General features: G+C 40.4%; 13 protein-coding genes. All 13 read left to right on the top strand.

All coding sequences use genetic code 11. The annotated features are described in order from the left end of the window. The first annotated feature begins 1 nt into the window (after position 1). Positions 2-676 carry a cytidylyltransferase domain-containing protein gene (locus B9T20_RS08665; RefSeq protein WP_158520536.1) on the top strand — a complete coding sequence of 225 codons (675 nt, stop codon included), beginning with the start codon at positions 2-4 and terminating at the stop codon, positions 674-676. Further along, a complete protein-coding gene (locus B9T20_RS08660) occupies positions 673-1,884 on the top strand; it encodes an oligosaccharide flippase family protein (protein ID WP_094490685.1) in 1,212 nt (403 codons plus the stop codon). Before B9T20_RS08665 ends, B9T20_RS08660 begins: the two co-directional genes overlap by 4 nt. Continuing rightward, positions 1,866-2,837 (top strand): glycosyltransferase family 52, encoded by a 972-nt coding sequence (locus B9T20_RS08655; RefSeq protein ID WP_094490684.1) that lies wholly within the window; start codon positions 1,866-1,868, stop codon positions 2,835-2,837. Before B9T20_RS08660 ends, B9T20_RS08655 begins: the two co-directional genes overlap by 19 nt. A gap of 149 nt (positions 2,838-2,986) precedes the next feature. Beyond that, entirely contained in the window at positions 2,987-4,261 is a 1,275-nt protein-coding gene (locus B9T20_RS08650; protein ID WP_233491655.1) for an exopolysaccharide biosynthesis polyprenyl glycosylphosphotransferase, read from the top strand. After that, positions 4,261-5,505: a flippase gene (locus tag B9T20_RS08645; protein WP_094490683.1), complete on the top strand. Its 1,245-nt coding sequence runs from the start codon at positions 4,261-4,263 to the stop codon at positions 5,503-5,505. The genes B9T20_RS08650 and B9T20_RS08645 overlap by 1 nt, the downstream gene beginning before the upstream one ends. A gap of 25 nt (positions 5,506-5,530) precedes the next feature. After that, on the top strand, positions 5,531-6,646 hold the full coding sequence (locus B9T20_RS08640) for an EpsG family protein (RefSeq protein ID WP_094490682.1): 1,116 nt from the start codon (positions 5,531-5,533) through the stop codon (positions 6,644-6,646). Further along, positions 6,643-7,638: a glycosyltransferase family 2 protein gene (locus B9T20_RS08635; protein WP_094490681.1), complete on the top strand. Its 996-nt coding sequence runs from the start codon at positions 6,643-6,645 to the stop codon at positions 7,636-7,638. Before B9T20_RS08640 ends, B9T20_RS08635 begins: the two co-directional genes overlap by 4 nt. Beyond that, positions 7,631-8,521: a glycosyltransferase gene (locus B9T20_RS08630; protein WP_094490680.1), complete on the top strand. Its 891-nt coding sequence runs from the start codon at positions 7,631-7,633 to the stop codon at positions 8,519-8,521. The genes B9T20_RS08635 and B9T20_RS08630 overlap by 8 nt, the downstream gene beginning before the upstream one ends. A gap of 4 nt (positions 8,522-8,525) precedes the next feature. After that, on the top strand, positions 8,526-9,656 hold the full coding sequence (locus tag B9T20_RS08625; protein ID WP_094490679.1) for a glycosyltransferase family 4 protein: 1,131 nt from the start codon (positions 8,526-8,528) through the stop codon (positions 9,654-9,656). A gap of 58 nt (positions 9,657-9,714) precedes the next feature. Then, positions 9,715-10,992, top strand: coding sequence for an exopolysaccharide biosynthesis polyprenyl glycosylphosphotransferase (locus B9T20_RS08620; RefSeq protein WP_094490678.1), 1,278 nt, complete (start codon positions 9,715-9,717; stop codon positions 10,990-10,992). A gap of 85 nt (positions 10,993-11,077) precedes the next feature. Further along, positions 11,078-11,950, top strand: coding sequence for a UTP--glucose-1-phosphate uridylyltransferase GalU (gene galU / locus B9T20_RS08615; RefSeq protein WP_094490677.1), 873 nt, complete (start codon positions 11,078-11,080; stop codon positions 11,948-11,950). Beyond that, positions 11,950-13,128 carry a UDP binding domain-containing protein gene (locus tag B9T20_RS08610; RefSeq protein WP_094490676.1) on the top strand — a complete coding sequence of 393 codons (1,179 nt, stop codon included), beginning with the start codon at positions 11,950-11,952 and terminating at the stop codon, positions 13,126-13,128. The genes galU and B9T20_RS08610 overlap by 1 nt, the downstream gene beginning before the upstream one ends. Further along, a partial coding sequence (gene pgi, locus B9T20_RS08605; protein ID WP_148138455.1) for a glucose-6-phosphate isomerase occupies positions 13,116-14,479 on the top strand: 1,364 nt, incomplete at its 3' end. The genes B9T20_RS08610 and pgi, both read left to right, overlap by 13 nt.

The following is a 14,479-nucleotide window of genomic DNA, read 5'->3' as shown; positions in this document are numbered from 1 at the left end:
CATGATTGGCATCATCACTGCGCGTGGCGGTAGCAAAGGCATTGTACAAAAAAACATTGCGCCCTTAGCCGGCACACCGCTGATTGTCTACACATTGCAAGCAGCAATCGATGCTGATGCATTCACGCGCATTATTGTGTCCACTGATTGTGCTGCCATTGCGGATGTGTGTGCAGCATATCCTGTTGAGGTGGTGTTGCGTCCTGCATCACTGGCCACGGACACGGCAAGCAGTGTTGATACGGTTGCACATGTTTTATCTGCTTGCCAAATTCCTGAGACAGAAGATTTTATGCTGCTTCAACCCACATCGCCTCTACGTACAGCGGCGCATATTTGTGCCGCCATTGAGTGTTATCAGAGTCAATCAGCTGCAGCTTTGGTGAGTGTATGTGCCACAACGCATCCGCCCCATAAATGTTTGGTGAAGGTTGGGGATGATTATCAGCCGTTGTTTGATTGGGCGCATTTGAGCATGCCAAGGCAACAATTGCCCGAGACACATCACATCAATGGTGCCATATATATCTGCCAAGTGGCTGCTTTTTTAAATGCGCAGAGCTTTTTTGCAGAGCCATTGGCCATTTATGAGATGGATGCACTGAGCAGCGTGGACATCGACACGCCATTAGATCTGGCATACGCAGAGTTTTTATTGCAGCAGGCGATGCCATGAAGTCTACTTTATTGAAAGAGAGCAGCATTTATTTAGGTGGAGAATTGATCAGTAAAGCGCTGCCATTTTTATTGTTGCCCTATTTAACGCGCGCCCTTGGCACAGAAGGATTTGGTGAACTCTCTTATTACATGGTGTGGTTAGCACTCATCAGTATTGGCATGAGCATGAGTCAAGAGGGTGCGATTGCCCGGTATTACTATTTTTATGGACGTCGTGCACTGCCGATGGTGATGTGGGCGGGCTACTTAATGAGCGGAGCTGTGGCATTGGTACTGATGATCATCGCCATCAGCTATGGCTCAGCCGTTGGCATTTATTTAACGCTGATCGCTTTATTGCAAACGGCATTGGGCGTGCAGCTCTCCCTTCGACAATGCCAGCGACAAAGTGTGGCTTACATTACCATTCAAAGTCTATTTTCCCTCAGCAATGTTGCACTGACTTTGCTTTTTTTGCATGTGTGGCAACCAACAGCAACGCTCGTTAATGATCGTTTATTGGCAATGTTATTGGCCAATGGCATTGCCTTTATGGTGGCGATCAGATGGGGCAGGCAAACATTAAACATGCGCATTCGTCCATCCTTTCGGCAATTGCGCTTAGGTTTGCAGTACATTTTGGCATTTGGTGTGCCGTTGATTTTTCATCATCTGAGTTTTTTTGTCAAAGGGCAAGTGGATCGCTTTTTCATTTATCAACATTATGAGTCCTCTGAGCTTGGGGTTTATTCAGCAGGTGTACAACTAGCGGCGATTCTCCCCATTTTATTGATGGCCGTGAATAAGGCATTATTGCCCCATTTTTATGGCAGCCTTAAACGCAATCAAGCTGCCGTGCGGGCAAAACTCCCCCGTTATTTTGTGATCAGTTTAGGCGGCGTATGTTTACCGGCAATGATTGCTGCTGCACTGCCAAACAGTTTATATCTATGGTTTTTAGGGGAACATTATGGCGAGAGCCAATATTACACCGTATTCTATCTTTTAGGATATGGATTGACGGTGCCTTATTTAATTGTGGTCAATTATCTATTTTATTTAGGTTTAAATAAACAGATCGCCGCCGGTAGCTTGATCAGTGCGGTGGTGTACTTAGGATTGCTATTGATCTTTGGACAGTTTTCCATGCAATGGATTCCGTTTGCTTTGATTATCAGTAACCTCTTTTTAATTGGGTATTTAGTGCGATGCGTAAAGAAACATTAGAAGCGGTGTTCATCTGTTTGACGCCATTACAGATGGTGATTGCAGAAGCCATCATTCGTGACAATAACATTCAGCGCTATGGCGTGCTTGGCATTTTTGCTGATGAATCGAAGCATAGATATTATTTTGAGCGCTTAACAAAGGATGCGATCTGGCATCACCATTATGTACAGCCCACGGGGTTGCATGGATTGTCCGTGATTCGTGCCGTGCGAGCCTTTAGACAAAAGATGCTGCAAGCATTGTCAATGTATACGATTGATACGCTCTATTTGGCATCGATTAGCCATCTGTATCTACAAGCATTGGTGTACCGCCTGCCTTTTGAGGCTTTACATACGTTTGATGATGGTTTAGCAAACATCTATCCGCATTCCCATTATTACGCGGATGATTGTACGCAGAGCTATAAAAAAAGAGTGTGGCAATATTTAGTGGGCAAACATTCAACGCGAGAAATGCGGGCATTGAGTAAAAAGCATTGGACGATTTATGCAAATCATCCGAACATCATTGAGAAGATTGAGCCATTGACATTATTTCCCATTGAAATGGATGATCAGCCACGCACAGGACAGATCAATATTTTGCTTGGGCAACCGTTGTATGAAATGTATCCGCAATGTGATCAAGCCTTTATGGAACAGGTGATTGACGCCTTAAAAATTGAACACTATTTTCCGCACCCGAGAGAAAAATATGTTTTGAATCATGCAGTTAATGTAATGGATTCGCCGCTCATTTTTGAAGCGTACGTTGCAAAGTTGTATCAAACCCATGATGTGGCGGTGATCAATGTCTATTCATTTTTCAGCTCTGTCTTGGTCAATGTTGCCCATTATCCATTTGTCAAAACATATGCCATTGATGTTGATGCGATTGATCGAGACATTTATACAGTGCTCGATGCGGTTGGGGTTGAGCGGGTGAAGCTTGAGGAGCACAGCATGTAATTGGTGATTGTTCTGAGCAAGGGGAGGGCTGGTGCAAGGTTGAATAAGCGCTTTTGATGCGTGGTGTATCATATGATCGTTTTTTCTGTGCAAAGTGTATTACAATAACGAATTATTTGAAGATCGATCATAGAGGCGAATACGATTTTATGGCACACGAACGCAGACACTCACGTTGGTATGAGCGCATACTCTTTAATGGCGGGTTCCATTTTGTGGTGGGTGTGGCGTTGATTGTATTGTTGCCCACATTGGTGATTTGGCCTGTACTTTATCAAACGCGCTTGTTTGATGATCAAGTGCAATATCACACAACAGCTGCAAATTTCATTGCATTTGTGCTGACATTTGTGATGTATAAGCGCATTCAAGCCTTTCCTGGCGCACGATCTTTAACGTATTTATTGCCATTGGTACTCGTCAATTGGTCGTTGGTGGTTGTGGGCATTTTATTTTTGCGGTTGGATTATTCTCGCCCTGCCATTGTGTTGTCATTTATCTTGGCAAATATTGGCGTGGCTTTAGCGGTTACCCTTGGGCGGCGTTACCATCAGTTGAAAATTGCGGTTGTCCCATATGGCAATTATCAAGAGCTTGAGCAGTTCAAATCCATCGATACCCGAATTTTAATTGATCCCACGCTTGGTAATACGCGCTTTGATGCAGTTGTGGCAGATTTACGCAGCGATATGCCAAACGAGTGGCAAACCTTTTTGGCCAATTGTGCACTGGCAAACATTCCTGTGTACCACAGTCGGCAGATGGTGGAGCAATTGACGGGGCGCATTAAGATCACGCATTTGTCTGAAAATATTTTTGGTGCGCTCTATACGCGATCCACTTATGGCATGGTCAAACGCTGTGCAGAGATTGTATTTGTGCTCCTGCTGTTACCCATTTGGCTGCCATTGATGCTGATTTTTGGTCTCTTGGTGAAACTTGAGAGCCAAGGTCCAATGTTTTTTACTCAAGAGCGCGTGGGGCTTGGGAATCAGGATTTTATAGTGTATAAGCTTCGCAGCATGTGCAAAGACTCTGAAAAACAAGGGGCGCAGTTTGCCACGCAAGGAGATGCACGTGTGACGCGTATAGGCAAATTCATCCGTAAAACGCGCATTGATGAGATTCCACAGTTTATTAATATTCTCAAGGGCGACATGAGCCTCATTGGCCCACGGCCGGAGCAGCGCGTTTTTGTGGAGCAATTTAAGCAAGAGATTCCTTTTTATTCATATCGTCATGTGGTGCGCCCAGGGATTTCGGGCTGGGCGCAGGTGACGCAAGGCTATGCGGCAAACAGCGATGAAACAAGCATCAAACTAGAATATGATCTCTATTATATTAAGCATTTCTCTTTTTGGCTCGATGTGCTCATTGTGTTTAAAACCATTAAAACAATGCTGACGGGATTTGGGGCAAGGTAGTGAGTGAACCTTCTTTAAAACGCAATGCATTTGCCTTGCTTGCGATGCAGGTCATTAAGTATTTAGTTCCCTTAATTACCCTGCCTTATTTAACACGCACACTTGGTGCGGAACAATATGGAGCGTTTAATGTCGCGCTGAGTCTCACGCAATATGGCATTTTATTCATTAATTTTGGATTTAACTTAAGTGCAACACAATATATTGCAAGGCATCGTCATCAACCCTTGTTAATCAGCCGGTCATTTTGGGAAACGATGATGGCTAAAATGGGGTTGTTTGTCATAGCTTGTGTGCTTTTGACATTAATCACATTGAATATAGAGAGTTTTTATGTCATTCGTTGGTTAGTCTTTATTTTATTCTTACAATTATTGTCAGTGGCACTTGATCCGCTTTGGTTCTTTCAAGGCATTGAAAAGTTAGAAAAAATATCGCTCATTGGCTCAGCTGTAAGACTATTAAACATCCCTTTGTTAATTTTATTCGTGCGCTCGCCAAACGATGTTGAGATTGCAGCCTTAATTCAATCAGGGTTATTGTTAGTGACGGCATTGATCAATATGATGCTGGTGAAAAAAGAGCAGATGATTTTTGTCATTAAATACTCGCAGCTCAAAATTAAGTATGCATTGAAGCAATCTTTGCCACTATTTATCGGGGCGGCAGCGATTAGCTTATATAATACAAGTACACCCATTATTTTAGGATTGGTCAGCAATTATGATGAAGTGGGAATTTATTCAGCAAGTTTCCAAGTGCAAATGGCAGCGATTGGTGTATTTTCTGTATTAGGGCAAGTGATTTATCCACGAGTGAATCATTTATTTGCAAAGAGTCCTGAGTCAGGTTACCGCTTTGTCAAAAAGCTATTAATTTATATGTTTCCAGTGATGTTGGTGAGTACAATTATATTCTATTTTACTGTACCGATTATTGCACCATGGCTATTAGGTGAACAATTTAAAGCGTCACAAATTACATTAGAAATCATGGCGCCAATGTTATTTTTGATCCCATTTTCTATTGTATTTGCGCATAACCTCTTATTACCACTTGGGCATCAACGAATTTATTATTTAGTGCCATTGGTGTTAGGTATTTTACACGTGATGTATACAATAGTATTCAGTCATTATTTTGGTGCGATTGGTGCAAGTGGGTCCATTTTATTGACGGAGTTTTTAACATTTTGTGTATTAGCGGTATGTGTATATATAAAAACTAATTTGATTAGAAAATAGAAATTGAAGTGAGTGTAACCAAGGTATGATACAAACATATTTAATATATAATTTAATGTTGCTAGGCAGTACAGGTTTATTATACGTGCGTGAAAAGATAGTGCAGCCAGAGCAAGTGAAGTTTAAGCTGATATTGTTACTGGCAGCATTTTTAATTGTAACGATTCCATCCGCCATACGATTTGAAATCGGTACAGATTATTATGGATACATTAATATATTTAACAATATTAATAACTATTATCATATAGAATTGGGATTTACTTATTTAACAAAATTCATCCGTATATTTACGGATAATCCTCAATGGGGGATTGCGGTATATGCATTTTTATTCAGCACATTGATTTTTCTCTCTTATCCAAAAGAAGATGCTTATCTTTTTAATTTTATTGTTTGGCTGATTATGTTATTTCCGAGTTTTAATATTGTAAGACATAGTTTAGCGATTGCCTTGACCTTGTTGTCACTGAAACAATATTATCAAGGGCGTATTTTATTATCATTAACAATATTAGGGATAGGAATATTGTTCCATACTAGCACGATCATATTGGTACCCATTTATTTATTGTCTTTGGTACCATTATCAATCAATTTTAAAGTAAAGATTTTTCCAATGATCGCAATTTTGACTTTACTGATCGGATATTTTTTTGTTTCTCAATTGGTATATATAATGGGGGATTTGGTTCAGTATATATTGCCTAAGTACACACATTTAGTAGACAGTCAAAAGCAGTTTATGAAAGTGACTTGGGGATATGGTGTTATAATTACAGCAAAGATTCTTTTTGTAAGTGTTATTTTGTTTTATTCTAGATACTTTATTATTCAAAATGATCATTATTGGTTATTATTACTATTGATTTATTTTTATGGTATTAGTTTGCTGATGGCTAAAGAGATCGCAATTATGGAGCGATTCATGTACATATTTGTTCCCGCATTTATCTATGCAATTTTTACCATCAGAACAGTTTTTAAAGATAATTTAGTGGCTGAGAGATTGTTATGTTTATTTTTGATATTACTGTGTTTGGCTTTTCAAAAAGATATTTTGTCTATTAAAACGGTCTATGGGGATCCAATGCTTGCACCGTATAAAACGATTTTTAGTCAATCAGTGGGGGCATTATGAAAATTTCTGTGATCGTACCTGTCTATAAGGTCGAAAAATATATTGGCAAATGCATACAAAGCTTATTAGATCAAACCTATACTAATTTTGAAGCTTTAATTGTGGATGATGGCAGTCCTGATCAGTCGATAGAAATCGTAAAAGAAATGGTGGGTGATGATCCACGTTTTATTTTTTTTGCAAAAGAAAATGGGGGATTATCTAGTGCTCGTAATTATGGTTTAGATCATGCAACGGGAGATTATATTGCTTTTTTAGATTCAGATGATTATTTGTCATTAGATTGTTTTAGTCAGTGTATAGTGAAGATTGCTGAAGATCCTAGCTTAGATATTATTTTGTTTGGTTTTTCACAAGTAACAACAGAAGGTGAAATAATCAGTCAGTTTTTGCCAAATGTTGAGAAATATTATGTAACGCAAGATATTTTTTTAAGTAACCATTCGATCAATTATAGTGTTTGGAATCGTCTTTATAAAAGAGATGTTTTTAATGGTATCAGATTTATAGAAGGGTTATTGTATGAAGATAAAGAAATCTCTTATAAGCTCTTATATAATAAAAAATTATACGTTATTGAAGAATATATGTATTTTTATGTGCAGGCATCTGGTTCAATTATGCATTCTTATAATCAAAAATCGATAGATTCGTATTTGTATATTTATGCTGAATATAAAAATTTTTTACAATCTCATCAGTTATATTCACAATATCAAGTATATTATGAAGAATCCTATTTAAGAAGTTGTGTCTTTATTGAATTGCTACATTTATTAAATTACTCGCCTAATTTTTCTAGTGATGTACGCAGCTTAGAACAAAAATTGGATAAGAATATTTTTACATTAAATAAAATAGGTAAATATTTCTCTTATCGGTCAAAATTTTTTATTGTTGCTTTAATGTTAAAAATTTCTCCTAGTTTATTGCAAGTGACTTGGAGATGTTTGAAAAAAGTGATTCCAAATTTAGGTAGAACATATGGGTAAAATAGGTATCACCCTCAAACCCCATGCCTATACCCCGGAAGCTTTCGCTTATCAAAAATATTTGGAAGCAAAAGGCTGGCAAGTGCAATTAGCAGAAGATTTTGCTTTAGATCCTAATAATGATGTGAATATTTATTTTATGGGCACTCGTCCTTTTTGGAAGAAAAAGCAGGGGCGGGCTAAAGAAATTCATGAGTATCAAAGCTTATCTGTGCCGTGCTGTCCTCGTCTCAAAGATGGTATTAAAAAGATTATTAATGGAAAACCTGATGGGCGTATTTTTCTGAATCAATATGTACAACGAGCATTAAATTTTAGAGATCATATACCCTCGATACAAAGGGATATGGGGATTGATGAAACATTATTTCAAACGCCTGACTTGAATCCTTTGTATGATGTTGTATATGCAGGGTCCGTGACAGGTCGAGTCGGATTAATTCAAACCATTCTCAAATTGGCTCACAAAGGTTTTAAGATTCTATTGGTTGGAGAATTATCATCTGATGACCTTTGCCAGGTAAAACATCCGAATATTACATTGACAGGCAAGGTTTCCCGTGATGAATTGCCAAAATTATATCGACAATGTCGAGCGGGGTTAAATTACACACCGGATATTTATCCATTTAACATGCAAACTAGCACAAAGACATTAGAATATCTTGCTTCTGGATTAAATGTCATCTCAAATAAATATGAATGGATTGTGCAATTTTGTAATCATCATGATTATCAGCCGATTTGGCTAAGTGATGAGTTGTGTACAGATGAGCTAGATCAGAAAACAGAAAGTTTTCCAAATATGTATGAATATAATTGGGATACAGTATTAAATACCAGTAGATTAGAGTCTTTTTTATATCAGATTATGCAAGAATAATATTATGAACAACTCACTCCTTATCATCGGCACCAAAGCCCTAGATTTTCGTACCTTTCGTGGTGATTTAATTCGTACGCTTGTAAAACAGGGCGTTAAAGTCTATGCATTGACGTGTGAATACACACAATATGACTTAGATGCCATCACTGAGTTAGGTGCCATTCCGATGACGTATCAAATGAGTCGTGGTGGGCTCAATCCCCTTGCAGATTTAATTGCATTGTATAAATTGCATCGTCAAATTAAGTCGCTGCAGCCGGATGTGGTGTTATCTTTTTGTGCAAAGCCAGTGGTCTATGGATCATTGGCTGCTAAATGGGCGAAGGTGCCACGCGTTGTGGGAATGCTTGAGGGATTAGGGTATGCATTTACGGAACAACCTGAGGGATTGAGCACTAAAGCTAAGCTCATTCGTGCGATACAGATTAAATTGTATCAATTGGCATTGCCTAAACTAGATCAACTCATTCTTTTAAATCCAGATGATCAAAAAGATTTAATCGATGCCCATCATATTTCCGTTAAAGCACTCACGATTTTAGGTGGTATCGGTATTAATTTAGAGAAGTTTTCATATAGCCCTGCGCCAACTGATCCTGTGCGCTTTATTTTTATCGGTCGATTATTAAAAGAGAAGGGGATTTTTGATTATATTGCCGCCATGCGTCTAGTGAAGATGCATCAGCCGAATGCGCAATTTGTTATTTTAGGAGGGATTGATGCGCAAAATAAGGGCGGGATTGGCCAAGAAGTGCTCGATGATCTCATTCAAGAAGGTTTATTTGAATACCCAGGATTTGTCAATAATGTCTCTGAATGGGTGAGAGAGAGTAGTGTCTTTGTGTTGCCATCATATCGTGAAGGTGTACCGTGTAGCACTCAAGAAGCGATGGCGATTGGCCGCCCTGTGATTACAACGGATGTCCCCGGTTGCCGTGAAACAGTGATCAATGGCGTCAATGGCTTTTTAGTGCCGAAATGGAATCCTGAAGCCTTAGCAGAAAAGATGCTCTATTTTATTGAACACCCAGAAAAGATCAATGAAATGGGGCAAGCAAGCCGAAAAATGGCAGAAGAAAAATTTGATGCCAAGAAAGTGAATATCACATTGTGTAAACTATTTGGAAGATAATCTTTTTTGAATTACAATAATTAAAATTTATATAAGTTAAAAGGGTAGAGTATATTCCATGGAACATCAACACAGGCGACATTCTCGCTGGTATGAGAGAGTGTTATTTAATTTTTGGTTTCAATTAATCTGTGGGATGATGCTTGTTGGAATTTTACCATCTATTTTGATATGGCCTAAAGTACTTCATTTTGATGCCTACTATATTACCCCTACGCGTTTCTATACAACATCTGCAAACATCTTTGCATTTTTCTTATCTTTTTTGATGTATAAAAAAATACAAAAATTTCCAGATGCACGTTCTATCATCTATTTGTTGCCTTCTGTAACAATTGCGTGGCTAGTTATCATAGGTATAATTATTGTATTCAAATTAGAGTATTCGCGTACAGTACTATTCCTAGCATATATGTTTGCAAATGTATGGACAGTGATTGGATATGTTTTAGGAAGAAAATATTATTGTTTGAAATTAGCGATTGTTCCATTTGGAGATATTGGGGAAATACAAAGATTTCGTAATGTTGATAGCCGTACTCTAGAAACACCACATTTGGGTAGTACACGTTTTGATGCTGTTGTAGCTGATCTGAGAGCTGATATGCCTGATGAATGGGCTAGATTTTTAGGTAATTGTGCAATTGCAGGCATTCCTGTTTATCATAGTCGGCAAATGTTGGAACAATTCACAGGAAGAGTAAAAATTAAACATTTATCAGAAAATGTGTTTGGAACGTTACAGCCTTCTGCTTTTTATGGGATTATTAAACGTTGCATAGATATTATTGCAGTTATTTTGTTGTTACCTATAGTTTTATTGATATTAATTATTGTAGGTATATTGATTAAATTGGATAGTAAAGGCCCTGTTTTTTATATTCAAAAACGCATCGGTTATAAAAATAAGGTATTTAAAATGTATAAGTTGCGTAGTATGCGTATAGATTTAGCGGGTAAAGGTTTTACTGAGCAAGGTGAAGATCCTAGAATCACACGTATTGGCAAAGTGATTCGAAAATATAGAATTGATGAATTACCACAGTTACTGAATGTGTTAAAAGGGGACATGAGCTTTATTGGACCACGTCCAGAGTCTTTAGATTTGTCTGTGTGGTATGAGAAAGAAGTGCCTTTTTTTAGCTACCGACATATTGTAAGGCCTGGTATTTCAGGCTGGGCACAGGTTACGCAAGGTTATGCCGCAGAAGTAGAAGGCATGACAACAAAATTACAATATGATTTTTACTACATTAAACATTTTTCATTTTGGCTCGATGTGCTCATTGTGTTTAAAACCATTAAAACAATGCTGACAGGATTTGGGGCAAGGTAAATATAAAGAATTTTTGATTACGGTTTAAGATATTTATAAAATATGTAAACTATTGGACATTGAATCCATTCATTAGAGACATAACATGATCAAAAAAGCCATCCTTCCTGTTGCCGGTTTAGGCACACGATTTTTACCTGCAAGCAAAGCCATCCCAAAAGAGATGGTGACGGTGGTCGATCGCCCCGTGATCGAATATGTGGTCAAAGAAGCCGTTAAAGCGGGCATTACAGAGATCATTTTGGTGACGCATTCGTCAAAAGCATCGATTGAAAACTACTTTGATCGCAACTTTGAGCTTGAAACCACATTGACTCAGAAAAAGAAATTTGATCTTTTAGCAGAGATCACCAACATCGTGCCCAGTGATGTGAGCATTGTGGCGGTGCGCCAGCCTGAGCCCCTTGGCCTTGGGCACGCCGTTTTGTGTGCAAAAAGCGTGATTGGCGATGATGATTTTGTGGTGTTATTGCCAGATGTACTCATTAAAAATCAAGACAATTCCCATGATTTAACTTTGATGATCGAACGCTTTGCCGCCACACAACATGCCCAAATCATGGTGGAGTCAGTGCCTGAACATTTGGTGGATCAATATGGCATTGTGGATGTTGAAACGGTGCCTAAAGAAGGGGAAAGCATCGTGATGCGTGGGATTGTGGAAAAGCCGGCAGTGGATGATGCACCCTCTAACTTATCCGTAGTGGGTCGCTATGTATTGCCGGCACGCATCATGGCGCTGTTAGAACAAACGCCAAAAGGCGCGGGCAATGAGATTCAGCTCACGGATGCCATTGCGATGTTACAAAAAGAGGCACCGATTGAAGCATATCGCATGCAAGGGCAAACTTTTGATTGTGGCAGCAAGCTTGGTTATTTAAAGGCGGTCTTGCATTATGGGCTGGATCACCCAACCCTTGGGGCAGATTTTAAGGCAATGATTGACGAGTTAAAATAATGCACATTACGATGATTGGGCAAACGCTGCAGGCCAATGTTTTGGCAGAATTGTGGCGTAATGTGGGCAACTGCGTGCACCATGAGCCAAGTTTAAAAGGCATTGACATTGAGCGTTTACCCGCGCAGATGGACATTCTCTGTTTATGCGTGCCTTCTCATGAGTTGGAGCGAGCCGCTGATTTTCTACGCAGTTTTGTGGCGCATGCACCGCCAAAACTCATGATTAATGGCGCCACTTTTGGTTTACATGGCACCGCACAATTGGCGCATATCTATGATCAAGCGCCTTGGTGCTATCTGCCGGACATCATTCAAGAGGGCAATGCCATTGACAGTTTTGTGGATGCCAAACAGATGATTGTGGGTTGTGATGATGAGCATGGCAAGATGTTCATGCAAGAGTTATTGCGCCCATTTTTTCCGCGCCCGCAGCAAATTTTATGGATGCCCATTTTGGATGCAGAGCTCACAAAACTCTCCATTTCCGGCATGCTCGCAACGCGCATCAGCTATATGAATGATTTGGCCAACATTGCTGAGAAACTCGGCGTGGACATTCTCAATGTTCAGCAAGGAATGGCGGCAGATACGCGCATTGGCGGTAGTTATTTGTCGGCCGGCGTTGGTTTTGGCGGCGCGAATTTTTCCCATGACATTACCATGTTGGCATCAGAATTTGCTGAAAATGGCGGCAAAAGTCGTTTGCTTCAGCAAGTGTGGGAGATCAATGAGGATCAAAAAGAGATTCTTTTTCGTAAGCTTTGGCACCATTTTGACACCCATTTACAGGGCAAAGTGATCGCCATTTGGGGCGCTGCCTTTAAAGAAAACACATCGAGCATTCAGCATTCGCCCATTCATAAAATGTTGAGTGCATTGTGGGCGCAAGGGGCGATTGTTCAGCTGCATGATCCAAAAGCTTTGCCAAAAATCGCCGCACAATATGGTGAGCGAGCGGATTTAATTTTGTGTGATGATCTTTACGCTGCCACCATGGGCGCCGATGCTTTGTGCGTGCTGACGCCGTGGCCAGCATATTTTAGTCCTGATTATGCACGATTAAAAACGGTGATGCGCCATCCGTTATTATTAGATGGGCGCAATATCTATGATGCTCAGTATGTTGTGGCGCAAGGATTGCTGTATGAAGGAGTGGGGCGACCATGCAAACGTTAATAGAGTTGGCAACAAAGCTAAAAACGGTGGATTTATCCATATTGTTTGCGGATGATCCGCATCGTTTCGCCAATTTTTCCCGCACATTTGATGGTTTATGCTTCGATTTCAGTAAGCAGCGCTTGACGTCAGCGGTGCTCGATGCATTAGAAGCCTTGACTGAGCAGCATGACTTACAAGGATGGATGAATCAGCTCTTTTCGGATCAGCCCATCAATGATACAGAGGCGCGCGCAGCGATGCATTGGGCTTTGAGGTCGCCGAGTGATGATGCAGCGCTACCGAACATTAATGCCGCTGTGCATGGCGAACTTGAGCGTATGTATGCGCTTGTGACGAAAATTCACGCAGGGCAATGCCGCGGTGCCACCGGAGAAGTGATCACAGATGTGGTGAACATTGGCGTGGGCGGTTCGGATTTAGGGCCATTAATGGTGACGCATGCTTTGTCTGATTTTAAAGTGCCGACCGTCAAACCATTGAACATGCATTTTGTCTCTACGATGGATGGCAGTCAGCTTTCTGCGTTGCTGCATCAATTGCGCCCTGAAACGACGCTTTTTATCATCTCTTCAAAATCGTTTGGCACCATTGATACATTGTCTAATGCGCAAACGGTGCGCGTATGGCTAGAAAAGGCGCTTGGGCATCATGAACGTGTTTTAAAAAATCACTTTGTGGGCGTTTCTACCAATGTTGAAAAAATGACCGCATGGGGCATTCATCCGGATCATCAATTGCAATTATGGGATTGGGTGGGCGGCCGTTATTCATTGTGGTCCTGCATTGGTTTGCCGATTGCATTAACCATTGGCATCGATGGCTTTCAATCGCTCTTAGCAGGTGCACACGCGATGGATGAGCATTTTAGACAAGCGCCATTTAAAGAGAATCTTCCGATGTTGCTGGCCATGATTGGCATTTGGAATGCCAATTATTTGAACATTCAAACCCACGCTGTTTTGCCATACGATGGCCGCTTAAAATATTTTGCCGCTTATTTGCAGCAATTGGAGATGGAATCGAATGGTAAATCGGTGCAAAGAAATGGCGAGGCCGTTGAATGGAGCACCTGCCCAATTGTCTGGGGCGAAGTGGGGCCAAATGCACAGCACGCGTTTTATCAGTTATTGCACCAAGGCACGCACGCGGTGAGTTGTGACTTCATTGCACCCATTGAGCGCTATACAGCCAAGCAATTTACCTATGCTGAAAGTGAAGCAGCGCTCATTGAACAGCACCATTTGGCCTTGGCCAATTGCTTGGCGCAATCGCGTTTGTTGGCCTTTGGCAGTCAATCCTTGTCTACAGATGAATTGGCACACTTGCCACGATATCAGCATTATGATGG

Source organism: Wohlfahrtiimonas sp. G9077, from assembly GCF_002252155.1.
GTDB lineage: Bacteria > Pseudomonadota > Gammaproteobacteria > Cardiobacteriales > Wohlfahrtiimonadaceae > Wohlfahrtiimonas.
Note: the sequence above shows the minus strand (reverse complement) of the source record. Positions and strands in the feature narration are given on the sequence as shown.

Coding starts and splice junctions, on each gene's coding strand:
- B9T20_RS08610 (WP_094490676.1), top strand. CDS start 11,950: ATGCACATTACGATGATTGGGCAAACGCTGCAGGCCAATGTTTTGGCA.
- B9T20_RS08650 (WP_233491655.1), top strand. CDS start 2,987: ATGGCACACGAACGCAGACACTCACGTTGGTATGAGCGCATACTCTTT.
- B9T20_RS08665 (WP_158520536.1), top strand. CDS start 2: ATGATTGGCATCATCACTGCGCGTGGCGGTAGCAAAGGCATTGTACAA.
- galU (WP_094490677.1), top strand. CDS start 11,078: ATGATCAAAAAAGCCATCCTTCCTGTTGCCGGTTTAGGCACACGATTT.
- B9T20_RS08660 (WP_094490685.1), top strand. CDS start 673: ATGAAGTCTACTTTATTGAAAGAGAGCAGCATTTATTTAGGTGGAGAA.
- B9T20_RS08640 (WP_094490682.1), top strand. CDS start 5,531: ATGATACAAACATATTTAATATATAATTTAATGTTGCTAGGCAGTACA.
- B9T20_RS08635 (WP_094490681.1), top strand. CDS start 6,643: ATGAAAATTTCTGTGATCGTACCTGTCTATAAGGTCGAAAAATATATT.
- B9T20_RS08620 (WP_094490678.1), top strand. CDS start 9,715: ATGGAACATCAACACAGGCGACATTCTCGCTGGTATGAGAGAGTGTTA.
- B9T20_RS08630 (WP_094490680.1), top strand. CDS start 7,631: ATGGGTAAAATAGGTATCACCCTCAAACCCCATGCCTATACCCCGGAA.
- B9T20_RS08655 (WP_094490684.1), top strand. CDS start 1,866: ATGCGTAAAGAAACATTAGAAGCGGTGTTCATCTGTTTGACGCCATTA.
- B9T20_RS08625 (WP_094490679.1), top strand. CDS start 8,526: ATGAACAACTCACTCCTTATCATCGGCACCAAAGCCCTAGATTTTCGT.